This is a genomic window from Paracoccus sigandri, from assembly GCF_003709565.1.
GTDB lineage: Bacteria > Pseudomonadota > Alphaproteobacteria > Rhodobacterales > Rhodobacteraceae > Paracoccus > Paracoccus siganidrum.
The window spans coordinates 29,649-50,878 of the sequence record NZ_QNRC01000019.1 but is presented as its reverse complement, the minus strand read 5'-3'; the positions used below and the strand labels follow the sequence as shown (position 1 = coordinate 50,878).

At 67.9% G+C, this 21,230-nt stretch carries 22 protein-coding genes; 13 read left to right on the top strand and 9 right to left on the bottom strand.

Going from position 1 to position 21,230, the window contains the following annotated elements:
- Nucleotides 1–22: 22 nt before the first annotated feature.
- Nucleotides 23–1,006, top strand: coding sequence for an LLM class flavin-dependent oxidoreductase (locus tag C9E82_RS16245; protein ID WP_122449328.1), 984 nt, complete (start codon nucleotides 23–25; stop codon nucleotides 1,004–1,006).
- A 6-nt stretch (nucleotides 1,007–1,012) separates the two neighbouring features.
- Here C9E82_RS16245 and tpiA read toward each other — a convergent pair whose 3' ends face one another.
- The 4 genes from tpiA to pepN form a co-directional block, all read right to left on the bottom strand.
- Complete coding sequence (gene tpiA, locus C9E82_RS16240; protein WP_119898544.1) at nucleotides 1,013–1,759, bottom strand: triose-phosphate isomerase; 747 nt, start codon at nucleotides 1,757–1,759, stop codon at nucleotides 1,013–1,015.
- 68 nt (nucleotides 1,760–1,827) lie between these two features.
- Entirely contained in the window at nucleotides 1,828–2,202 is a 375-nt protein-coding gene (locus C9E82_RS16235) for a HesB/IscA family protein (protein WP_119898543.1), read from the bottom strand.
- Between the two features lie 111 nt (nucleotides 2,203–2,313).
- Nucleotides 2,314–3,225: a 1-acyl-sn-glycerol-3-phosphate acyltransferase gene (locus C9E82_RS16230; RefSeq protein WP_240643565.1), complete on the bottom strand. Its 912-nt coding sequence runs from the start codon at nucleotides 3,223–3,225 to the stop codon at nucleotides 2,314–2,316.
- Nucleotides 3,226–3,267: 42 nt separating this feature from the next.
- The gene (gene pepN / locus C9E82_RS16225) at nucleotides 3,268–5,853 is read right to left on the bottom strand and encodes an aminopeptidase N (protein WP_119898542.1); all 2,586 of its coding nucleotides are present in this window, start codon (nucleotides 5,851–5,853) and stop codon (nucleotides 3,268–3,270) included.
- 206 nt (nucleotides 5,854–6,059) lie between these two features.
- Between pepN and C9E82_RS16220 the strand changes: the two genes are divergently transcribed.
- The 5 genes from C9E82_RS16220 to C9E82_RS16200 all read left to right on the top strand — a co-directional run bounded on the left by C9E82_RS16220 (nucleotide 6,060) and on the right by C9E82_RS16200 (nucleotide 11,976).
- Nucleotides 6,060–6,707: a hypothetical protein gene (locus C9E82_RS16220; RefSeq protein ID WP_119898541.1), complete on the top strand. Its 648-nt coding sequence runs from the start codon at nucleotides 6,060–6,062 to the stop codon at nucleotides 6,705–6,707.
- A 234-nt stretch (nucleotides 6,708–6,941) separates the two neighbouring features.
- On the top strand, nucleotides 6,942–8,516 hold the full coding sequence (locus C9E82_RS16215) for a Re/Si-specific NAD(P)(+) transhydrogenase subunit alpha (protein WP_119898540.1): 1,575 nt from the start codon (nucleotides 6,942–6,944) through the stop codon (nucleotides 8,514–8,516).
- Between the two features lie 10 nt (nucleotides 8,517–8,526).
- The gene (locus tag C9E82_RS16210) at nucleotides 8,527–9,969 is read left to right on the top strand and encodes an NAD(P)(+) transhydrogenase (Re/Si-specific) subunit beta (protein ID WP_119898539.1); all 1,443 of its coding nucleotides are present in this window, start codon (nucleotides 8,527–8,529) and stop codon (nucleotides 9,967–9,969) included.
- Nucleotides 9,970–10,192: 223 nt separating this feature from the next.
- Nucleotides 10,193–11,488: a DUF3422 family protein gene (locus C9E82_RS16205; RefSeq protein WP_170162094.1), complete on the top strand. Its 1,296-nt coding sequence runs from the start codon at nucleotides 10,193–10,195 to the stop codon at nucleotides 11,486–11,488.
- Between the two features lie 143 nt (nucleotides 11,489–11,631).
- Nucleotides 11,632–11,976, top strand: coding sequence for an arsenate reductase family protein (locus tag C9E82_RS16200; protein WP_119898537.1), 345 nt, complete (start codon nucleotides 11,632–11,634; stop codon nucleotides 11,974–11,976).
- Between the two features lie 24 nt (nucleotides 11,977–12,000).
- Here C9E82_RS16200 and C9E82_RS16195 read toward each other — a convergent pair whose 3' ends face one another.
- From C9E82_RS16195 to C9E82_RS16180, 4 genes are read right to left on the bottom strand one after another with little or no spacing between them, the layout of a single operon-like run.
- Nucleotides 12,001–12,429, bottom strand: a complete 429-nt coding sequence (locus C9E82_RS16195; protein ID WP_119898536.1) for a protein tyrosine phosphatase family protein — start codon at nucleotides 12,427–12,429, stop codon at nucleotides 12,001–12,003.
- Between the two features lie 60 nt (nucleotides 12,430–12,489).
- Nucleotides 12,490–13,179: an HAD-IA family hydrolase gene (locus C9E82_RS16190; RefSeq protein ID WP_119898535.1), complete on the bottom strand. Its 690-nt coding sequence runs from the start codon at nucleotides 13,177–13,179 to the stop codon at nucleotides 12,490–12,492.
- Nucleotides 13,176–13,856, bottom strand: coding sequence for a phosphoglycolate phosphatase (gph, locus tag C9E82_RS16185; protein ID WP_119898534.1), 681 nt, complete (start codon nucleotides 13,854–13,856; stop codon nucleotides 13,176–13,178). Before gph ends, C9E82_RS16190 begins: the two co-directional genes overlap by 4 nt.
- Nucleotides 13,853–14,410, bottom strand: coding sequence for a thioredoxin family protein (locus tag C9E82_RS16180; protein ID WP_119898533.1), 558 nt, complete (start codon nucleotides 14,408–14,410; stop codon nucleotides 13,853–13,855). Before C9E82_RS16180 ends, gph begins: the two co-directional genes overlap by 4 nt.
- 270 nt (nucleotides 14,411–14,680) lie before the next feature.
- Between C9E82_RS16180 and C9E82_RS16175 the strand changes: the two genes are divergently transcribed.
- From C9E82_RS16175 to C9E82_RS16150, 7 genes are all read left to right on the top strand, one after another.
- On the top strand, nucleotides 14,681–16,213 hold the full coding sequence (locus C9E82_RS16175; RefSeq protein WP_119898532.1) for an acyl-CoA carboxylase subunit beta: 1,533 nt from the start codon (nucleotides 14,681–14,683) through the stop codon (nucleotides 16,211–16,213).
- Nucleotides 16,214–16,415: 202 nt separating this feature from the next.
- The gene (locus tag C9E82_RS24570) at nucleotides 16,416–16,559 is read left to right on the top strand and encodes a hypothetical protein (protein ID WP_170162093.1); all 144 of its coding nucleotides are present in this window, start codon (nucleotides 16,416–16,418) and stop codon (nucleotides 16,557–16,559) included.
- A 162-nt stretch (nucleotides 16,560–16,721) separates the two neighbouring features.
- Nucleotides 16,722–17,138, top strand: a complete 417-nt coding sequence (locus C9E82_RS16170; RefSeq protein WP_119898531.1) for a hypothetical protein — start codon at nucleotides 16,722–16,724, stop codon at nucleotides 17,136–17,138.
- A 127-nt stretch (nucleotides 17,139–17,265) separates the two neighbouring features.
- Nucleotides 17,266–17,511: a hypothetical protein gene (locus C9E82_RS16165; protein ID WP_119898530.1), complete on the top strand. Its 246-nt coding sequence runs from the start codon at nucleotides 17,266–17,268 to the stop codon at nucleotides 17,509–17,511.
- A 75-nt stretch (nucleotides 17,512–17,586) separates the two neighbouring features.
- The gene (locus C9E82_RS16160) at nucleotides 17,587–17,799 is read left to right on the top strand and encodes a hypothetical protein (RefSeq protein ID WP_119898529.1); all 213 of its coding nucleotides are present in this window, start codon (nucleotides 17,587–17,589) and stop codon (nucleotides 17,797–17,799) included.
- A 103-nt stretch (nucleotides 17,800–17,902) separates the two neighbouring features.
- A complete protein-coding gene (locus tag C9E82_RS16155; RefSeq protein ID WP_119898528.1) occupies nucleotides 17,903–19,900 on the top strand; it encodes an acetyl-CoA carboxylase biotin carboxylase subunit in 1,998 nt (665 codons plus the stop codon).
- Nucleotides 19,901–20,001: 101 nt separating this feature from the next.
- Entirely contained in the window at nucleotides 20,002–20,586 is a 585-nt protein-coding gene (locus C9E82_RS16150) for a hypothetical protein (protein WP_119898527.1), read from the top strand.
- 89 nt (nucleotides 20,587–20,675) lie between these two features.
- Here the strand turns inward: C9E82_RS16150 and C9E82_RS16145 are convergent, their stop codons facing one another.
- Entirely contained in the window at nucleotides 20,676–21,209 is a 534-nt protein-coding gene (locus C9E82_RS16145; RefSeq protein ID WP_119898526.1) for a DUF4174 domain-containing protein, read from the bottom strand.
- Between the last annotated feature and the right edge of the window lie 21 nt (nucleotides 21,210–21,230).

The window sequence follows — 21,230 nt, the reverse complement described above, 5'->3', positions numbered from 1 at the left end:
CGCTTAACTGATGCGCATGAGCATTCCCTTTTCCCTTCTGGATCTGTCGCCGGTGCCCGAGGGCAGCGATGCCTCGGATGCGATCCGCAACACGCTGGACCTGGCCCGCCATGCCGAGGGCTGGGGCTATCACCGATTCTGGCTGGCCGAGCATCACAACATGCCGGGCATCGCCAGCGCCGCGACCGCCGTGCTGATCGCGCTGGTGGCGCAGGCGACGTCGCGGATGCGGGTCGGGGCGGGCGGGATCATGCTGCCCAACCATGCGCCGCTGACCGTGGCCGAGGCTTTCGGGACGCTGGCCACGGCCTTCCCGGACCGGATCGACCTGGGGCTGGGCCGGGCGCCGGGGGGCGATGGCGCGGTGATCCGGGCGCTGCGCCGCGATCCGATGGCCGACAGTTTCCCGCAGGATGTGGTCGAGCTGCTGTCCTATCTGGGACCCGCACAGCCGAATGCGCCGGTTCGCGCGCTGCCGGGCGAGGGGACGAGCGTGCCGGTCTGGATCCTGGGCAGCAGCCTGTTCGGCGCGCAGCTGGCCGCGCATCTGGGGCTGCCCTATGCCTTCGCCAGCCATTTCGCGCCCGGCGACCTGGACGAGGCCCTGGCGGTCTATCGCGACCGCTTCCGCCCCTCGCCCTGGCTGGAGGCGCCGCGGGCGATGATCGCCATCAATGTCTTCGCGGCCGAAACCACGGCTGAGGCCGTCTTCCTGCGCAGCACCATGCAGCTGGCCTTCGCGCGCCTGCGCAGCGGGATGCCCGGCAAGCTGCCGCGCCCGACGCGGGACCTGGATGCCGAGATCCCGCCCGCCATGCGCCGGGCCGTCGACCAGGCGCTGCGGATCAGCGCGGTCGGCGACAGGGGCGAGGTCCGCGAGCAGCTGCAGGCGCTGATCGGGACCTACCGGCCGGACGAGGTGATCCTGACCGGCCAGATCCACGACCACGCCGCGCGGCTGAAAAGCTTCGAGATGGCGGCCGAGATCATGTCCTCGCTGGACTGATCCGCCTTACGACGCCGCCAGCGCCGCGACGATCGGGCCGAAATCCGCCGCCTTCAGGCTGGCGCCGCCGACCAGCGCCCCGTCGACATGGGGGATGGCGAAGATCTCGGCCGCATTGCCCGGCTTGACGCTGCCGCCATAGAGCAGCCGTACATCATCCGCCCCGCTGACCGCGCCCTGCAGCCTCTCGCGCATCAGGGCGTGGACTTCGGCGATCTGCGCGCTGGTCGGGGTGCGGCCGGTGCCGATGGCCCAGACGGGCTCATAGGCGATCACGGTATTGGCCGCCGTCGCGCCCTGCGGGATCGAGCCCGCCAGCTGCGCGGCGATCACCGCCAGCGTCTCGCCGGCATCGCGCTGCGCCTCGGTCTCGCCGACGCAGATCACCGCGACCAGCCCGGCCGCATGGGCGGCCGTCGCCTTGGCCGCGACATCGGCGTCAGACTCGCCATGATCGGCCCGGCGCTCGGAATGGCCCAGGATCACGTAATCCGCGCCGACATCCTTCAGCAGCGCGGCCGAGACGTCGCCGGTATGCGCGCCCGAAACCCGCGCATGGCAGTCCTGGCCGCCGACCGCGATCGCGCCGCCGCCGATCCGCGCCTTCATCGCCTGGACCAGCGGCGCGGGCGGGCACAGCAGCACCTCGCAGGCCGGTGCGGGATGGGCCGCCAGCAGCCTGTCGACCTCGGCCAGGGCGGCCAGGTCGCCATTCATCTTCCAGTTTCCAGCGGCAAGTTTGCGCGGTGCCATGTCAGCCCTCCTTCTGCTTCGGGCCATGGCTTAGGGGCAAGAACCCCGGCGCGCAAGTCGCAGAAGGGTCACGCCTCGGGCGTGCGGCTGCCCTCCAAGGGCTCGAAGCGGATCGATTCGCCGCAGCCGCAGGTGTCGGTCACGTTGGGGTTGTGGAACCGGAAGCCCGATTCCAGCAGCCCGGTCTCGTAATCGATCCGGGTCCCGAACAGGAACATCTGCGCCATGGGCGAGATCACCACCCGCGCCGCGCCCTGTTCGACCACCTCTTCATTGGGCTCGGGGGCCTCGGCCAGCTCCATCGTGTATTCCATGCCCGCGCAGCCGCCCTTCTTCAGGCCGATCCGCAGCCCATAGGCATCCTTGCCGGCCATCAGCCGGGCGATCTGTCTTTCGGCCGCCGGAGAGATCGTGACGGGGGCGGTGCCGGGAATGGCGAACATGGGTCAGGCATCCTGTCTGGTCTGCACCTGCAAAGATAGTGGCGCGGGGCGCATCTCTCAAGCCCGGCCTTTCTTCGTTGTCCAAATACCCGTTGGGGCCCGCGGGCGCGTTCAGGCGATCCGGCGCTGGCTGCGCACCAGCCGCGCGCCGCCCGATGCCTGCATCAGCCGCGCGGCCTCGGGGCCGGGATCGGGCAGGGCCAGCACCATATCGCGCAGCGCCGCGATGGCCTCCTCGCTGTTTTTCGGCAGGCTTTCGGGATCGACCGGCGCGCCGATGGTGACGCGATAGGTCTGGCGGGCCTTGTTCAGCACCTCGTTGAACAGGGTCACGTCGCGCAGGGTCGGATGGATCGCGTCCAGCAGATAGAACAGCGCCGAGTTCCGCGCCCGCAGCCGCAGCGGGATCACCGGGACGGCGAACTTGCGCGCGATCATCGCGGCCGAGGCCATCCAGGGCCGCTCATGCAGGGTCAGGCCGTGCCGGTGCGCCAGCCGGCCCGAGGGGAAGATCAGCCCGATCCGGCCTGCCTCCAGCGCCTCGCGGGTATAGTCCATCGTGGCGCGGGTCTTGGCATGGCTGCGCTTCTCGACCCGCCATTCGACCGGGGCGATCATGTCGGCGGTCTGCGGCAGCACCCGGATCATGTCGTGATTGGCATAGATGAACAGGTCGTCGCGCAGTTGCGAGATCAGCGCGTGAAGCACGATCCCATCGGCGATGCCGGTCGGGTGGTTCGACACGATCAGCGCCGGGCCGGTGGCGGGCAGATGCTCCATCCCCTCGATGCGCATGTCGCGCACGATCAGCCGGGCCATGCGGCGCATGATCTCGTCGGTGGGCAGGTCGCGGAACTCGGCGCCCAGCTCCAGCGTCCGGGGATAGCGCAGAAGCGTCATCATCGCGCGCCGCGCAAGCCCCGGCAGCAGGCCGTCGGAATGCAGCCAGGGTGCCCGCTCGGCGATCAGCGGGTCGAGGCGGGCCTGCATCTCGGCCCTCGCATGGGCAAGCGGGTCACTCATCGCCGCGATCCTGCCCCGCCGCGAAAGCCGGCACAAGCGGGATCAGTCGCCGGCGGCGATCATCCGCGACACCATCTCGCGCAGGTTGCGGCTGATCCCCTCCATCGCGGCCATCCGCCGCAGCGCCGCCAGCGCCTTTTCGCGCCGGCCCGCATCGTATCGCGGCCAGGTCTCGAAGGCGGTGGACATGCGGGCGGCGATCTGCGGATTGGCGCCGTCCATCCGCATCAGCCAGTCGGCGGTGAAGTCGTAGCCCGCCCCGTCGGCGCGGTGGAAGCCGGCATGGTTGCCCGCCAGCCCGCCCAGCAGGGCGCGGAAGCGGTTCGGGTTCTGCCATTCGAAATCCGGGCGTTTCGCCAGCCTGCGGGCGATCTCGACGGCATCGGCGGGTGGCGCGACCATCGGCTGGATGGTGAACCACTTGTCCATGACCAGCCGGTTGTCGCCGAACTGTTCCTCCAGGATCCGCAGCGCGGTCTGGCCCCGGCCGCGGCGGATCAGGCAGGTCAGCGCCGCCATCCGCTCGGTCATATTGCCGGCTGTGCCGAACAGCACCTCGGCCCGGTCGCCGCCGTCGATGCGGCTGAGCAGCCCCAGCGCCGCGATCCGCAGCGCGCGCCGGGCCGCCGCCGCGGCATCGGGCGAATAGTCGCCCGGCACCACCATCCGGTCATAGATCCCGGCCAGCAGCGCCTCATGCGCCTCGGCCAGGCGGCGGGCCAGATCGCCCCGCGCGGCATGGATCGCGTCGGGATCCGGCGTCACGCCCTGGGCCGCCAGCCGGGTGGCGATCTCCTCCTCGCCCGGAAGGTTCAGGCACAGCGCGCGGAAGGCCGGGTCGGCGCCTTCGTCCGCGATCAGGCGGCCGATGGCCTCGACATATCCGTCGCCGCCGGCCTGGCCCTGCGCCAGCCCGGTCAGCGCCGACAGCGCGAGGTCGCGCCCGGCCTCCCAGCGCGCGAAGGGGTCGGTGTCATGGGCCAGCAGGAAGGCGCGGGTGGCGTCGTCGATCACCCGCTCCAGCATCACCGGGGCGGAAAAGCCGCGCAGCGCCGAGACCACCGGCCGCGCGCCCAAGCCTTCAAAGCGGAAACCCTGCCGGGCATCGGTCATTTCCAGCACGCGGGTCGGGGCGATCTCGTCGCCATTCGGGCCGATCAGGCCCACCGCGATGGGAATCACGCGAGGGGGTTTCACCGGCTGGCCGGGCGTCGGCGGGGTTTCCTGGGCGAAATCAAGCACCAACGTGCCGCCCTCCGCTTCCTCGACCCAGTCCTCTCGCATCGTCAGGCGCGGGGTGCCGGCATCGGTATACCAGCGCTTGAACTGCGCCAGATCGCGGCCGGTCGCATCCTCGAAGACCTTCAGCCAGTCCTCGATCGTCGCCGCATCGCCGTCATGGCGGTCGAAATACAGGTCCAGCGCCGCGCGATAGCCCTCGTCGCCGACCAGGGTCTTCAGCATCCCGATCACCTCGGCGCCCTTCTCGTAGACGGTCGCGGTGTAGAAATTGTTGATTTCCTCATATTGGTCGGGGCGCGGCGGATGGGCCAGCGGGCCCTGGTCCTCGCGGAACTGGCGGGCGCGCAGGGCCTGCACGTCGCTGATCCGCTTGACCGCCGCGCTGCGCATGTCGCTGGTGAACTGCTGGTCGCGGAAGACCGTCAGCCCCTCCTTCAGGCACAGCTGGAACCAGTCGCGGCAGGTGATCCGGTTGCCGGTCCAGTTGTGGAAATATTCATGCGCGATCACGCTTTCGATGCGCTCGTAATCGGCATCGGTCGCGGTTTCGGGACTGGCGAGGACCAGCTTCGAATTGAAGATGTTCAGCCCCTTGTTCTCCATCGCCCCCATGTTGAAATCGTCCACGGCGACGATGTTGAAGACGTCCAGGTCATATTCGCGGCCATAGACATCCTCGTCCCATCGCATTGACTTCACGAGGGATTCCAGCGCGAAGCCGGCGCGGTCCTGGTCGCCCGGACGGACCCAGACATTCAGCGCGACCTCGCGCCCGGAGCGCGTGGTGAAGCGGTCGCTGATCGCCACCAGGTCGCCCGCGACCAGCGCGAACAGATAGCTGGGCTTGGGCCAGGGATCGTGCCATTCGGCCAGCCCCGGCTGCTGCCGGACCGGGTTGCCGTTCGACAGAAGCACCGGCAACTCGCTGCGGATGGCGACGCGGAAGGTCGTCATCACGTCGGGCCGGTCGGGATAGAAGGTGATGTGGCGAAAGCCCTCGGCCTCGCATTGCGTGCAGAACATCCCGCCCGACAGATAGAGCCCCTCGAAGGCGGTATTGGCCGAAGGGTCGATCTCGACCTCGGTTTCCAGCCGGAAGGCGGCTTGGGGCAGAGCGGCGGCGGCGATGGTCAGCGTTTCCTCGTCGCGCCGGACATGGGCGGGGTCGGGCGCGGCGCCGTCGATGGCCAGCCGCAGCAGTTGCAGCCCCTTGCCGCCGTCCAGGACCAGGTCCGCAGCGGTCTCTCGCGGGGCCAGATCCAGCACGGCCGTGACCCTGGTCGCCGAGGGCGCCAGGTCGAATTCCAGCGCGGTCTGCCGCAGCTCGAACGGCCAGGGCCGATAGTCGGCAAGAAATTGCTTGTTCGAAGGCGTATCGGCGGTCATGTCGTTCTCCCGCAGGAAAAAAATCGGGTCGGGACATGGAAGTAGTGGAACCCGGTGCCCTCCTTCGTGTTATTCGCATGAATGCCGGGTCGCAAGCCGGGCCGTGGCGGATATGCCTATTGCACAATTGACATGCCGCACCGGGTGGTTGAAACCGAGGACGACGCTAAACCGGTGTTTTCAAAAATTGAATCTGGAGGCCAGCGATGACCCATGACCCGAACGATCCGAACCGGACCGATCCGAACGATCCCGTCAAGCCCAAGGAAACCTATGTCGAGCCGGTCGAGCGTCGTTCCTCGCCGCTGCCGCTGATCATCGGCGTCCTTCTGGCGCTGGCTCTGGCCTATTTCGTGCTGCAGCGCTTCATGGGCGATGACACCGTGGCGGTCGAAGGCGACACCACCACCGTCACCACCGAAGAACCCGCCGCCGAGGCTGCCGACGATGCGGCCGCCGCGGCCGATGACGCCGCCGAAGCGGCCGGCGAAGCCGCGGATGCCGCCGAGGATGCCGCGACGGCGACCGGCGCCGCGGTCGAGGATGCCGCGGACGACGCCGCCGAAGCAGCCGGCGAGGCCGCGGATGCGGCTGGCGAGGCAGCCGATGACGCGGCCACCGCCACGGGCGAGGCCGTCGATGACGCCGCCGCCGAAGCCGGGGCCGCGGCCGACGCCGCCGCGACCGAGGCGGAAAACGCCGCCGATGCGGCCGCGACCGCAGCCGGCGAAGCCGCCGATGCCGCTGGCGAGGCTGCCGATGACGCCGCCGACGCGCTGGACGACGCGATCAGCGTCGAGGAAGAACCTGCGACCGGCACCACGACCACCACGCCTCCGGCGCCGGCCAACTGAGGCCGCGACCGGCAGCAAGCCATGGTCTGACATCGGGGCACCGCGCGGAAATCCCGCGCGGTGCCCTTCTGTTTTTTGCCTGTCAATCCGGACTTTCGTCATGCGCGGCAATTTTCCGTTCCCCGCCGGGATCGATCTTTTGGCGAATGTCCCCTGTTCGCGCTCTTGTGATCGATTGTTTCGCGGTGATATGCAGGCCGGACCGGAATTGTTGGGATTGGGGGCCTTCAGACGATGAAGATCGGTGCATTGAAGGAGAGCTTCGAGGGGGAGGCGAGGGTTGCGATCACGCCGTCCTCGTCGGCGCATCTCCAGAAACTGGGACATGAGGTATTCATCGAATCCGGGGCGGGCGCGCGCGCCGGCTTCTCGGACGAGGATTACCGTGCGGCGGGGGTGACGGTCGAGGCGACGGCGGCAGAGCTGGTCGCGGCCGTCGACGTGGTGGCCAAGGTCCGCCAGCCCACCGAGGGCGAGATCGGGCAGATGCGCGACGGGCAGACGCTGATCTCGTTCTTCTACCCGGCCCAGAACGCCGAATTGCTGGAAGTGGCGCGCCAGCAGGGCATCACCGCCATCGCCATGGACATGGTGCCGCGGATCTCGCGGGCGCAGAAGATGGATGCGCTCAGCTCGATGGCCAATATCGCCGGCTATCGCGCGGTGATCGAGGCGGCGAACAATTTCGGCCGCTTCTTCACCGGGCAGGTGACGGCGGCGGGCAAGGTGCCGCCGGCCAAGGTGCTGGTGGTGGGCGCGGGCGTCGCGGGCCTGGCGGCGATCGGGACCTCGGTTTCCCTGGGCGCGCAGGTCCATGCCTTCGACGTGCGCCCCGAGGTGGCCGAGCAGATCGAATCGATGGGCGCCGAGTTCGTCTTCCTGGAATTCGACGAGGCGGTCCAGGACGGCGCCGCGACCGGCGGCTATGCCGCGCCCTCCAGCCCCGAATTCCGCGAGAAGCAGCTGGCCAAGTTCCGCGAGCTGGCGCCGCAGATGGACATCGTGATCACCACGGCGCTGATTCCGGGCCGCGACGCGCCCAAGCTGTGGACCCGCGACATGGTCGAGGCGATGAAGCCCGGCAGCGTCATCGTGGACCTGGCGGCGGAAAAGGGCGGCAATTGCGACCTGACCGTCCCGGACGAGCGGATCGTGACCGACAATGGCGTGACCATCATCGGCTATACCGATTTCCCCTCGCGCATGGGGGCGCAGGCGTCCGAGCTTTACGGCAACAATGTCCGCCACTTCATGGCCGACCTGACGCCGAAGAAGGACGGGGTGATCGAGCACAACATGGAGGACGACGTGATCCGCGGCGCCACCGTGACGCGCGACCACGACATCACCTGGCCGCCGCCGCCGCCGAAGATCGCCGCCATCGCCGCGCAGAAGCCCAAGGAAAAGCCGAAGGCGCTGACGGCCGAGGAAAAGCGCGCCGCCGAGATCGCCGCCTTCAAGGCCGAGACGAAAAGCCAGGTCACGCTGCTGGCTGGGGGCGGGCTCTTGCTGCTGCTGGTCGGCCTGGTCGCGCCGGCCAGCTTCATGTCGCATTTCATCGTCTTCGTGCTGGCCTGCTTCGTGGGCTTCCGGGTGATCTGGAACGTCGCCCATTCGCTGCACACGCCGCTGATGGCGATCACCAATGCGATCAGCTCGATCATCATCCTGGGCGCGCTGATGCAGATCGGCTCGGGCTCGGGCTGGGTCCTGCTGCTCAGCGCGCTGGCGGTGCTGATGGCCGGGGTGAACATCTTCGGTGGCTTCCTGGTCACCCGGCGGATGCTCGCCATGTTCCAGAAATCGTAAGGAGGGGCCGATGGAATACGGATTCACCACCGCCGCCTATGTGGTCGCCGCGATCCTGTTCATCCTCTCCCTGGGGGGGCTGTCGGGTCAGGAAAGCGCCAAGCGCGCCATCTGGTACGGCATCGTCGGCATGGGCCTTGCGGTCGTGGCGACGCTGTTCGGGCCGGGCGCCGGCAATTGGTGGCTGTCGGCCATCATGATCGCCATCGGCGGCAGCGCCGGCTTCGTGATCGCCAAGCGCGTCCAGATGACCGAGATGCCGCAGCTGGTCGCGGCGATGCACAGCCTGGTCGGCCTGGCCGCGGTCTTCGTCGGCTTCAACGCCCAGATCGAGCTGGCCCGCGTGCTGCGCCAGAAGGCCGAGAACGCCGCCGCAGAGTTCGAGGGCTTCGCCGCCGTGCTGGCCTACAAGACCCCGGCCGAGATCGCGGTCCTGAAGATCGAGGTGTTCCTGGGCATCTTCATCGGCGCGATCACCTTCACCGGCTCGGTCGTGGCCTTCGGCAAGCTGGCCGGCCGCGTCGACGGCAAGCCGAAGAAGCTGCCCGGCGGGCATGCGCTGAACGCGGGCGCGCTGGCGCTGTCGATCCTGTTCGGCGTGCTTTACTGTGCCGATGCCGGCTCGCCCATATTGTGGCTGGTGCTGATCACGCTCTTGGCCTTCTTCATCGGCTATCACCTGATCATGGGCATCGGCGGCGCCGACATGCCGGTAGTGGTGTCGATGCTGAACAGCTATTCGGGCTGGGCGGCGGCGGCGATCGGCTTCACGCTCGGCAACGACCTCTTGATCGTGGTGGGCGCGCTGGTCGGCTCCTCGGGTGCGATCCTCAGCTATATCATGTGCAAGGCGATGAACCGGCATTTCGTCAGCGTGATCCTGGGCGGCTTCGGCGGCGAGACCGGCCCGGCGGCCGAGATCGAGGGCGAGCAGATCCCCATCGACGCCGACAGCGTCGCGGCGGCGCTGAACGATGCCGACAGCGTGGTCATCGTGCCGGGCTACGGCATGGCGGTGGCGCAGGCCCAGGCCGCGGTCAGCGAGTTGACCCGCAAGCTGCGCGCGGCCGGCAAGGAGGTGCGCTTCGCCATCCACCCGGTCGCGGGCCGTCTGCCCGGCCACATGAACGTGCTTCTGGCCGAGGCGAAGGTGCCCTATGACATCGTGCTGGAGATGGACGAGATCAACGACGATTTCCCCTCGACCGACGTGGTGATCGTCATCGGCTCGAACGACATCGTGAACCCGGCGGCGCAGGACGACCCCAACAGCCCCATCGCCGGCATGCCGGTGCTGGAGGTCTGGAAGGCGAAACAGGTCTTCGTTTCCAAGCGCGGCCAGGGCACGGGTTATTCCGGCATCGAGAACCCGCTGTTCTTCAAGGAAAACACCCGGATGTTCTATGGCGACGCCAAGGACAGCATCAACAAGCTGCTGCCCATGGTCGAGTGATCCGGGCGCAGAAAAGGACGACCAGGGGGCGCGGATCGCGCCCCCTTTTTCATGCCCTCCGTCCCTGCGACGAAAGGGGCGCTTGGCGGGCCCGCGCGATGATGGCAGGGGGCTTGCGGCGCCGCGGAGGATCGGCACAAGGTAGCGGATGACGGCGCCGGGGATCGGCGGGCCGGACGGGCAGGGCGCGCCCATATCCGCGCCGCAGGTGAAGGAGAAGGACGTGGGCCCGGCAACCGAACATCCCTTGCGCTATGCGCTGGCGAACGAATTGCACGCCCGGCCCTCGCCGCGCCTGAAGGCGCCCGCGACCTGCGTCTTCGTGGCCTTCAAGGAGCCGCGCGACGCCGCCAATCGCGACCGCAGCCGCGATGTCGATCACCTGACCCAGCTGACGACGCGCCATGGCGGCCCGCGCCCGGATCCCGAGGACAGCCATTACCAGGGCCAGTTGGGGCGGCACGAGCTGAAATGGGAAAGCCATACGGAATTCGTGACCTACATGGCCACGGTGCCGGGCCTGCCGATCCGCCCCTTCGATCCCAGCGCGGCGGCCTTCTTCCCCGAGGAATGGCAGATCCAGGCGCCGGGCAGGCGGATCGCGGCGGTGATGGTGCAGATCGACATCCTGCCCGAGGATCCCGCCCAGGCGCTGGAGCGGATCGGCGAGTGGTTCGCCCGCGACAGCCTGACCGCCGTCTGGGTGCTGGAGGAAGCGGCGATGATCGCGGGCGATTTCCGCATCGATTCCGACGGCTGGATGCGTTTCGCGCTGTTCGTGCGCCCCGAGGTCGGCGCCGGGCGGATCGGCCGCATCGTCCACCGCCTGGTCGAGCTGGAAACCTATCGCGCCATGTCCATGCTGGGGCTGGGCCGCGCCCGCGGCCTGTCGCGCCGCCTCAATGAGCTGGAGCCGCGCCTCTCGGCCATCGTCGAGGGCATGACCGACGAGACGCGCGCCCCCGAGGCCGTGCTGCACGACCTGCTGACGGTCTCGGCCGAGCTGGAGGCGCAGGCGGTCCAGCACAGCTTCCGCTTCGGCGCGACCGCCGCCTATGAGGCGATCGTGATGGACCGGATCGCGGCGCTGCGCGAAAGCCGCTTTCACGGCCGCCAGATGCTGACGGAATTCATGCGCCGCCGCTATCAGCCGGCGATGCGGACGGTGAAATCGGCCGAGGCGCGGCTGAAGACCATGATCGACCGGGCCGAGCGGGCGGGCGAGCTGCTGCGCACGCGGGTGGATGTGCAGCGCTCGGCCCAGAACCAGGAATTGCTGTCGCGCATGGACCGCCGCGCCGACCTGCAGCTGCGCCTGCAGCACACGGTCGAGGGGCTGTCGGTGGTCGCCATCAGCTATTACGCGGTGGGGCTTCTGTCCTATGCGCTGGCGCCGCTGGCCGGGGGGCTGGGCCTGGACAAGTCGCTGCTGATCGCCGGGCTGACGCCGGTCGCGGTGCTGGGGGTCTGGTGGGCGATCCGCCGCATCCGCCATCGCCACCACGGCGGCGATTTGTGACTTGCGGGCGCGCATTCGCCTGACCATAACCCGTCCGAAACCCGAACCCAGCGGAGCGCCATGCGCCTGACCCTTGCCCTCGCCGCCGCGCTTGCCCTGTCGGGCTGCGGCATCCCCTTCATCCCCTTGATCTGAGGTATCCGATGACCAGGACCCTGACGCTTTACGGCCTCGCCCATTGCTCGACCTGCCAGAAGGCGCAGGCGGCGCTGGAGGAAAACGGCTGGACCGTCGATTTCCGCGACGTGCAGAAGCAGCCCCTGTCCGAGCCCGAGCGCCGCAGGCTGGCCGATGAATGGGGCGAGAAGATCATCAACCGGGCCAGCCTGACCTGGCGCGGCATGTCCGAGGCCGAACGCGCCGCCGATCCGGTCGCGATGATGGGCGAGAAACCCAGCGTGATGAAGCGTCCCGCCATCGAGGCCGGCGATCAGCGCCTGCTGGGCTGGACCGCGAATGTCAAGCGCGCCCTGGGCGTGCCGGCCTAGGGGCGCCTGAAAAGGGCAGGGCGCTCAGCCCGCCCGGCTGGCTAGCGAGGCGATCAGCGGCCGCACCCCCGACAGGTCGTATCCGGCCTTGGCCGCGGTCTCGATGATCTCGGCCTCGGAGAGCCTGCCTGCCTGGGTCAGCGCCCACAGCACCGTGCTGCGATTGCCCGAGCGGCAATAGGCGAAGACCGGCTTCTGCCCGCCGATCGCCGCGCCGAAGCCCGAGATCAGTTCCGGCGTGACCTGGCCCGGCGTGAAGGGCAGGTAATGGTATTCCATGCCCGCGGCCTTCGCGGCCTCGGCCATCGCCTGGTGGTCGATCTCGGGCGTGATCTCTTCGTCGGGACGGTTGTTCACCAGGACCTTGAAGCCTGCCTCGGCCAAGCGCGCCACATCCTCGGGCAGGATCTGGGCGGAAACGGCAAGATCGGGGGTAAGCTGGCGCAGATCCATGACGGGCCTTTCGGGGCGTTGCGGTTTCCCTGCCGGATTGCGGCCATTCGGCCCCGCTTGTCAAGCGCGCGCCAATATCCCGGCCAGGGGCGGCGGCAACGGGCCGGTCAGATCGTCCAGCACCCAATCGGCCATGCCGAAATCGCCGTCATCGGTATAGGCCGAGGGCGTGACCAGGACCCGCAGCCCGGCAGCCCTGGCCGCGGCCAGGCCCGGCAGGCTGTCCTCCAGCGCGATGCAGTCCCCGGCGGGCAGTCCAAGCCGTTCCAGCGCCAGCAGATAGACATCGGGGGCAGGCTTCTTCGCCGCCACCTCGTCGCCCGCGGCGATGACGTCGAAGACCTCGGAGGCGGGGCGCCCCAGGCTGGCGGCGATCAGCGCATCGACATTCGGGCGGCTGGTCGTGGTGGCGATGGCCTGGCGCAGCCCGGCCCGCCGCGCGGCCTCGATCAAGGGCGCGACGCCGGGGCGCAGCGGCGCTTGCCCGGCTTCGACCATTTTGCCATAACGCCTTGTCTTGTCAAGGTGAATATGGGATATGGCATCGCCGTCCAGGACCGTGCCGGTCTCGGCCGCATAGGCGCCGATCCGCTCTTTCCCGCCGGTCACATGCAGCAGCCGGCGATAGATCGCCCGGTCCCAGTGCCAGTCCAGGCCGACCTCGGCGAAGGCGGCGTTGAAGGCGGCGCGATGCGTCTCCTCGGTTTCCGAAAGCGTCCCGTCCACGTCCCAGATCAGCGCCGCCGTCATGCCAGCGCCTCGGTCTCGACCAGGGCGGGCAGGGCGGTGAAATCGTCGAATTGCGCCCGCCAATGCAGGTTTTCCAGCGGCGTCTGGCGATAGCCGCGGCTGTAGATCAGGAAGGGCACCGGCACCGCCGCCGCGCAGCTGGCGTCGAATTCGCTGTCGCCGACATAGATCCCGCGCGGCGCCGCCGGATCCGCGCCAAGCGCATGGAAGGCCGCGCGAAGCGGCGCCGGATCGGGCTTCTTCTCGGGCAGTGAATCGCCGCCGATGATCGCGGCGAACAGCGTACGGATGCCGAAATGATCCAGGATCGCCTGGGTCGGCCCCAGCGGCTTGTTGGTGCAGATCCCCAGCGGATGGCCGCGATCCGCCAGGATGCCAAGCGCGTCCTGCACGCCGGGAAACAGCCGCGTCAGCGCGGTGGCGGCGTGATAGCGCGCCATGAAGGCGGCGACCAGGTCGCGGAGGAGGTCCGGCGACAGCCCCAGCGTCCTGATGATCTTTTGCCAAAGGATATCAACGCCTCCGCCGATGAAGCTGCGGACCTGCTGCAAGCTGAGCAGCGGAAAGTCATGTTCGCGCAGCACCGCATTGACGCAGGCATGAATGTCGGGCGCGCTGTCGATCAGCGTGCCGTCCAGATCGAAAACAACCGGGCAAGGGGCCATGCAGACCGTCATTCCGTCACCTTCCATTTGATCGAGCAGCCCATCGACGGCGTCTGCTCTTGCGGGCCTTGCCCGGTTTCGGCGATCTGCTTCATCGCCTCGAAAAGCTCTCGCCGGGCATCGGCGGGACCGGCGCTGCGGGCCGAACTGTCCAGCCGGCCGCGATATTGCAGCTTGCCCTGGGCGTTGTATCCGAAGAAATCCGGGGTGCATTCGGCACCATAGGCCCGCGCGACCTCCTGGGTTTCGTCATGAAGATAGGGAAAGGTGAAGCCATGCCGCGCCGCCTCGCGCTTCATCGCCTCGGGCCCGTCCTGCGGGTATTCCTCGGCATCGTTGGCCGAGATCGCCACGACCCCGACGCCCAGTTCCTGCAAGTCCGTCGCGTCGCGGACGATCCTGTCGATGATCGACTGCACATAGGGGCAATGATTGCAGATGAACATGACCAGGGTGCCATTCTCTCCGGCGACATCGGCAAGCCGGTAATGTCGTCCGTCGGTTCCCGGCAGCGTGAAATCGTGCCAGGGCGCACCGAAGTCACAGACCGGTGGTGTCACAGCCATGTGGGTCTTCTCCTCGCGTTCCCAAGCCCGACTTTCCCGGATCGCGCCATCCTGGGCAAGCAGTGAAATGGTCGCAGTTCCAGGCTATCCGGGCAGGCGCATAACGGATTTTAGTTCCATAATACGGATTATGCAGCGTAAGGCACATCCCCTTGCAGGTTTTGCAATTTGCATCTCGATTTGGCGAGATCGTTTGCAAATTTTCCGCATTCCGCTTCCCTGACGCCCCTCCAGGGTTTAGCTTGCCGCAAATTCAGCGGGAGGCCAGCCATGAAGGACATTCTTCAGGAACTCGAACATCGCCGGGCGCAGGCGCGCCTTGGGGGCGGCCAGCGGCGCATCGATGCCCAGCACGCCCGCGGCAAGCTGACCGCGCGCGAACGGATCGAACTGCTGCTGGACGAGGACAGCTTCGAGGAATTCGACATGTTCGTCGCCCATCGCTCGACCGATTTCGGGATGGAGGCGGACCGGCCCTATGGCGACGGCGTCGTCACCGGCTGGGGCACGATCAACGGCCGCATGGTCTATGTCTTTTCGCAGGACTTCACCGTCTTCGGCGGCTCGCTGTCGGAAACCCATGCCCAGAAGATCTGCAAGATCATGGACATGGCGATGCAGAACGGCGCCCCGGTGATCGGGCTGAACGATTCCGGCGGTGCGCGCATCCAGGAGGGCGTCGCCTCGCTGGCCGGTTACGCGGACGTGTTCCAGCGCAACATCATGGCCTCGGGCGTGGTGCCGCAGATTTCCGTCATCATGGGTCCCTGCGCGGGCGGCGCGGTCTACAGCCCGGCGATGACCGACTTCATCTTCATGGTGAAGGACACCTCCTACATGTTCGTGACCGGCCCCGACGTGGTCAAGACCGTCACCAACGAGGTGGTCACCGCCGAGGAACTGGGCGGCGCCTCGACCCATACGAAGAAAAGCTCGGTCGCGGACGGCGCCTTCGAAAACGATGTCGAGGCGCTGACCGAGATCCGGCGGCTGTTCGATTTCCTGCCGCTGAACAATCGTGAAAAGGCCCCTACCCGGCCGTTCTTCGATGACCCGGCGCGGATCGAGCCCAGCCTGGACACGCTGATCCCCGACAACCCGAACCAGCCCTATGACATGAAGGAGCTGATCCAGAAGGTTGCGGACGAAGGCGATTTCTGCGAGATCCAGAAGGATTTCGCCGGCAATATCATCGTCGGCTTCATCCGCATCGAGGGCCAGACGGTCGGCGTCGTCGCCAACCAGCCGATGGTGCTGGCGGGCTGCCTGGACATCGACAGCTCGCGCAAGGCGGCGCGTTTCGTGCGCTTCTGCGACGCCTTCGAGATCCCGATCCTGACCTTCGTCGACGTGCCGGGCTTCCTGCCGGGCACCGGCCAGGAATATGGCGGCGTCATCAAGCACGGGGCAAAGCTGCTCTTCGCCTATGGCGAGGCGACGGTGCCGAAGGTCACGGTCATCACCCGCAAGGCCTACGGCGGCGCCTATGACGTCATGGCCTCCAAGCATCTGCGCGGCGATTTCAACTATGCCTGGCCCACGGCCGAGATCGCGGTGATGGGCGCCAAGGGCGCGGTCGAGATCCTCTATCGCAGCGAATTGGGCGATCAGGACAAGATCGCGGCGCGCACCAGGGATTACGAGGACCGCTTCGCCAATCCCTTCGTCGCCGCCGAGAAAGGCTTCATCGACGAGGTGATCCAACCCCGCTCGACCCGCAGGCGGGTGGCGCGCGCCTTCGCCTCGCTTCGCGGCAAGAAGCTGGCGAACCCGTGGAAGAAGCACGACAATATCCCGCTGTAACGCAGGGTTTCGCCATGACGACGCACATCTGCGTGAATGATGCAGCGCCGCCACAGCCCGCCGGTCTTCTGCGCGCGGAGCGGGCAGCCGCCTGTCTGCGCCCCGGCGGGGTCGCTATGATGGGATGTCCGGCTCTGCAAGAGGCCGGCATCAACCCGAGCAGTGGTGCCCTTCGGCACCCGAACTACAGGAGCTTGAATTCATGTCGAAGAAAATCGTTCTCGGCCTCGCCCTGCTGGCTGGCCTGGCCGCCTGCCAACAACAGCAGCCGCCGGCGGCGGACGTCTATGTGCCGACCGCTCCGGCGCCGGTCACGACCGAGCCGGTCTTCACGGGCAAGTACTGATCCGGGCTTCTGCCTGATTCCGCGCGGGCAGCCCGGCTGCCCGCGCCTGTCGGCTGCGGGCCCTGCCCTGCCGCCTGCCGCGGAACTCGCGCCCCGCCGCGCGCTCTGCTATCCCGCCCCCCTGATCCGCGCCGGCAAGGCGCCAGCGAAAGGGGGCATCCGTTGCTGAAGCATCGAGGATTTCCGGGCCGTCTGCCCGGCACCGACCATCAGTTCATCATCCGCCGCGCCAACAAGAAGGGCGCCACGCCGCTGGTCCGGCGCGAGCGGTTCCGCGACCGCAAGCCCGCCGACCGGCGCGCCGATGCGGGCTTCCTGGCGGCCCTGATCCATCATTTCGGCGACGAGCCTTTCGAGCGCGGCAACCTGGATGCCGGGCGGCTGTCCTGGCTGATCGGCCGCGAGGTGGTGGCGGTCGGGCCGCTGGACCCGACCGATTACGCCCAGCTGCTGCAGGTGGACATGGCCCGCGCCGAGGCCTCCTTCCCCGAAGTTTTCGCCTCTGGCGCGGCCGCGGCCTTCGACTGGGACGAGGCCGCCGAATGGGACCTGGGCGACGACGAGGCGGAGGACCGATAATGGGCGGTTTGCTGCTTAAGGGGTTGTTCTCACAGCCATGTCAGTTTGACGCGACCGATCCCCATGCGATAGTCGGTGATGATCGACAACCGGTTCCGCATGGGACCCCCTATACAGGCAAACATACATGCAGACTTCGCTTTTCACCCGTATCGCCGGCGGCGCCCTTCTTCTGGCTGGCCTGGCGGCCTGCGATCAGGGCTATGGCACCGCGACCGGCCTGTCGCCTGACGCTCAGCGTGCCGCTGGCGGCGCCGTCGCCGGTGCGGTCATCGCCAAGGCGCTGGACGAAAACGTCGCGACGGGCGCGGCCATCGGCGCCGTGGGCGGCGCGCTGTGTGACGACGCCGGCGTCTGCCAGCGCCGCTACTGATCCCTGCGGTTCCACTGAACCCATCCGGTGGGGTGCGCGTTGCATCCCCACCGAACCATCGACAGGATTAGAAAAATGTCCAAAGTCCTTGCCCTTACCGCCCTTCTGGGCGCGACCGCGGTGGCGGGCTGCACCCAAGGGATCAACCCGACCGATACCGACCGCGCCCTCATCGGCGCCGGCGTCGGCGCGACCGCGGCCCATGTCGGCGGCCACAACGTTCTCAAGGGCGCAGCCATCGGCGGCGCCGCTGGTGCGCTGTGCGACGACTTCCGGCTCTGCGAATGAGCATCTGACCGTCCGCGCCCCCTGGGCGCGCGGTCCTTCCTTCAGCCGTCCCGGGCGCTTGCCCGCGGACGGCTTTTTCATGTCTCTCGGCCAAGGATAGCCCATGTTCAAGAAGATCCTGATCGCAAATCGGGGCGAGATCGCCTGCCGCGTCATCAAGACCGCCCGCAAGATGGGGATCGCCACGGTCGCGGTCTATTCCGACGCGGACCGCAACGCGCTGCATGTGCAGATGGCGGACGAGGCCGTCCATATCGGACCGTCCCCGGCGAACCAGTCCTATATCGTGATCGACAAGGTGATGGAGGCCATCCGCCAGACCGGCGCCGAGGCGGTCCATCCCGGCTATGGCTTCCTGTCCGAGAACATGAAATTCGCCGAGGCGCTGGAGCGCGAGGGCGTGGTCTTCATCGGCCCGCCCTCGCCCGCGATCGAGGCGATGGGCGACAAGATCACCTCGAAGAAGCTGGCGCAAGAGGCTGGAGTCTCGACCGTTCCTGGCTATATGGGCCTGATCGCCGATGCCGATGAGGCAGTGAAGATCTCGGACCAGATCGGCTATCCGGTGATGATCAAGGCGTCCGCCGGCGGCGGCGGCAAGGGGATGCGCATCGCCTGGAACGCCGAGGAGGCGCGCGAGGGCTTCCAGTCCTCGAAGAACGAGGCCGCCAGCAGCTTCGGCGACGACCGCATCTTCATCGAGAAATTCGTGACGCAACCGCGCCATATCGAGATCCAGGTGCTGGCCGACAAGCACGGCAACGCGGTCTATCTGCATGAACGCGAATGCTCGATCCAGCGCCGCAACCAGAAGGTCATCGAAGAGGCCCCCTCGCCCTTCCTGGACGAGGCGACGCGCAAGGCCATGGGCGAACAGGCCGTGGCGCTGGCGCGTGCCGTGGGCTATACCAGCGCCGGCACGGTGGAATTCATCGTCGACGGCCAGCGGAACTTCTATTTCCTGGAGATGAACACCCGGCTGCAGGTGGAACATCCCGTCACAGAGCTGATCACCGGCATCGACCTGGTGGAACAGATGATCCGCGTCGCCGCCGGAGAGCCCCTGCCCTTCGCGCAAGGCGACCTGAAGATCAACGGCTGGGCCATGGAAAGCCGCCTCTATGCGGAAGACCCCTATCGCAACTTCCTGCCCTCGATCGGCCGGCTGACCCGCTATCGCCCGCCCGCCGAGGTATCGGACCGCAATCATGTCGTCAGGAACGATACCGGCGTCTACGAGGGCGGCGAGATCAGCATGTTCTACGACCCGATGATCGCCAAGCTGTGTACCTGGGCGCCCTCGCGCGCGCAGGCCGTCGATGCGATGCGCGTGGCGCTGGACGAATTCGAGGTCGAGGGGATCGGTCACAACCTGCCCTTCCTCTCGGCGGTGATGGATCATCCGAAATTCGTCGCCGGCGACATCACCACCGCCTTCATCGCCGAGGAATATCCCGACGGCTTCCAGGGCGCCGCGCTGCCCGACCAGGAATTGCAGCGCGTCGTCGCGGCGGCGGCGGCCATGCATCGCGTGGCCGAGATCCGGCGTGCCCGCATCACCGGCCGGCTGGACAATCACGAACGCCATGTCGGCGAGAACTGGGTGGTCTTCGCCGCCGGGCGCGAATTCCCGGTGGCGATCCGCGCCGACCGGGGCGGCTCGACCGTCAGCGTCGAGGGGCGCGACCTGCGCGTCGAAAGCGACTGGCTGCCGGGTCAGTCGCTGGCGCGGATGATGGTCGACGGTGCGGCCCTGGTGATGAAGGTCGACCGGATCACCGGCGGCTTCCGCCTGCGGCTGCGCGGCGCCGAGCTGCGCGTGCAGATCCACCGCCCGCGCGCCGCCGAACTGGTCCGGCTGATGCCCGAGAAGGTGGCGCCCGACACCTCGAAATTCCTGCTCTGCCCGATGCCGGGCCTGGTGGTGAAGATCAATGTCGCCGCCGGGGACGAGGTGCAGGAGGGCCAGGCCCTGGCCACGGTCGAGGCGATGAAGATGGAGAACATCCTGCGCGCCGAACGCCGGGGCGTGGTCCGGTCGGTCAATGCCGAGGCCGGCCAGAGCCTGAAGGTCGACGACGTCATCATGGAGTTCGAATGACCGCGCAGCAGCGCCCCATCGCGGCAGGCATCCGGGCCGGGGATCGCTTCCCGGCCCGCGGGCCTGTGCGCGCCATCCGTCCTTCGGGGCGCGCCTGAGTGATGACCCCGCTCGACCCATATGTCAGCCCCCAGGCGCAGCAGGCGATCATCGCCGGGCTGTTCGTGGCGATCGGCTGGTGGGTCGTGGCCTTCCAGAACCGCCGGCGCGCCGCCGAATTGCGGGCCGAGCGGGTGCGCGACGTGCAGCGCGCGCTGTTCGCGGAAATCCGGGCCTATCTGGCGGTGCTGCGCCGCGACGACGTCGCCGCCTATGGCGCCCGGATCATGGAGCGCATCCTGACCGAGCCCGGCTATTTCCCGGTCATCCCGACCGAGCGCAACGACGCGATCTTCCGCGCCATCGTCGGCGAGATCCACGTGCTGCCGCGCGACACGGTCGATCCGGTCGTGCTGTATTACAGCCAGTTGAACGCCATCGCGGCGATGATCGACGATCTGAGGGTGCTGGATGTCACGAAGATCGGCCCGGAACGGGCGGCGGGCATGTATCGCGACTATATCTCGATGAAGGTCGAGGCGATCGAGATGGGAGACAATGCGCTGGAGGCGATCCGCGCCAATATCGACGGCCGGGCGGACCCGGACGGCGTCAATAGCCCGGCTTCGGGCCGGTCCGGCCGGTGATCGGCGGTGGGTTGTAGGATGTGGTGCTCATGCCCGAACCTCCTTGGCTTCGACCCGAATATAGGGCCGAAGCGCGGATGTTTCAATCGTCACGGCACGACCCCTGCCCGGCCCATCTCTTGCCGGCGCAAGGGGAAGCGGTCGATGGCGCGGCTGATCTCGCGCACGTCCCAGGGCAGCGGCTTGCGCTGCTTGACCTGCCCGTCCTTGTCCATCACCACCAGCGAAAAGCCGCGCGGATGCAGCTGCCGCCGCCAGATGCTGCCCATCGACGGGTCGGAATCGACGATCACCACCACGTCGCGTTCCAGCAACATGCCGGGCTGGCCGCGCAGAGCCCGCATCTGCTCGACGAAGGAGGGATCGTCGGGCGTGTCGGCGAAGACCACCACCGGGCGGGCGCGCCACAGGAAATCGGCCGGCGTCACCTCGTCGGCGCCGTATTCCAGCTGCGGCGCCTCGGTCTCGGCGGTTTCCGCAGGCCCCGCAAGTTCCTCGGGCGAGGCGGGCCGGGGCCGTTCGGCGCGCGGCGTGATGGCCGGTTGCGGTTCGGGCGGCGGCGCGTCGCGCGACGGCCCCATCGCGGCCAGAGCCATGACAATCATTGCGAATTTAAGTTTCATCGGCACCTCGTCTCTGACTGA

Coding starts and splice junctions, on each gene's coding strand:
- tpiA (WP_119898544.1), bottom strand. CDS start 1,759: ATGGCACCGCGCAAACTTGCCGCTGGAAACTGGAAGATGAATGGCGAC.
- C9E82_RS16235 (WP_119898543.1), bottom strand. CDS start 2,202: ATGTTCGCCATTCCCGGCACCGCCCCCGTCACGATCTCTCCGGCGGCC.
- C9E82_RS16230 (WP_240643565.1), bottom strand. CDS start 3,225: ATGAGTGACCCGCTTGCCCATGCGAGGGCCGAGATGCAGGCCCGCCTC.
- pepN (WP_119898542.1), bottom strand. CDS start 5,853: ATGACCGCCGATACGCCTTCGAACAAGCAATTTCTTGCCGACTATCGG.
- C9E82_RS16220 (WP_119898541.1), top strand. CDS start 6,060: ATGACCCATGACCCGAACGATCCGAACCGGACCGATCCGAACGATCCC.
- C9E82_RS16215 (WP_119898540.1), top strand. CDS start 6,942: ATGAAGATCGGTGCATTGAAGGAGAGCTTCGAGGGGGAGGCGAGGGTT.
- C9E82_RS16210 (WP_119898539.1), top strand. CDS start 8,527: ATGGAATACGGATTCACCACCGCCGCCTATGTGGTCGCCGCGATCCTG.
- C9E82_RS16200 (WP_119898537.1), top strand. CDS start 11,632: ATGACCAGGACCCTGACGCTTTACGGCCTCGCCCATTGCTCGACCTGC.
- C9E82_RS16195 (WP_119898536.1), bottom strand. CDS start 12,429: ATGGATCTGCGCCAGCTTACCCCCGATCTTGCCGTTTCCGCCCAGATC.
- C9E82_RS16190 (WP_119898535.1), bottom strand. CDS start 13,179: ATGACGGCGGCGCTGATCTGGGACGTGGACGGGACGCTTTCGGAAACC.
- gph (WP_119898534.1), bottom strand. CDS start 13,856: ATGACGGTCTGCATGGCCCCTTGCCCGGTTGTTTTCGATCTGGACGGC.
- C9E82_RS16180 (WP_119898533.1), bottom strand. CDS start 14,410: ATGGCTGTGACACCACCGGTCTGTGACTTCGGTGCGCCCTGGCACGAT.
- C9E82_RS16175 (WP_119898532.1), top strand. CDS start 14,681: ATGAAGGACATTCTTCAGGAACTCGAACATCGCCGGGCGCAGGCGCGC.
- C9E82_RS24570 (WP_170162093.1), top strand. CDS start 16,416: ATGTCGAAGAAAATCGTTCTCGGCCTCGCCCTGCTGGCTGGCCTGGCC.
- C9E82_RS16165 (WP_119898530.1), top strand. CDS start 17,266: ATGCAGACTTCGCTTTTCACCCGTATCGCCGGCGGCGCCCTTCTTCTG.
- C9E82_RS16160 (WP_119898529.1), top strand. CDS start 17,587: ATGTCCAAAGTCCTTGCCCTTACCGCCCTTCTGGGCGCGACCGCGGTG.
- C9E82_RS16155 (WP_119898528.1), top strand. CDS start 17,903: ATGTTCAAGAAGATCCTGATCGCAAATCGGGGCGAGATCGCCTGCCGC.
- C9E82_RS16150 (WP_119898527.1), top strand. CDS start 20,002: ATGACCCCGCTCGACCCATATGTCAGCCCCCAGGCGCAGCAGGCGATC.
- C9E82_RS16145 (WP_119898526.1), bottom strand. CDS start 21,209: ATGAAACTTAAATTCGCAATGATTGTCATGGCTCTGGCCGCGATGGGG.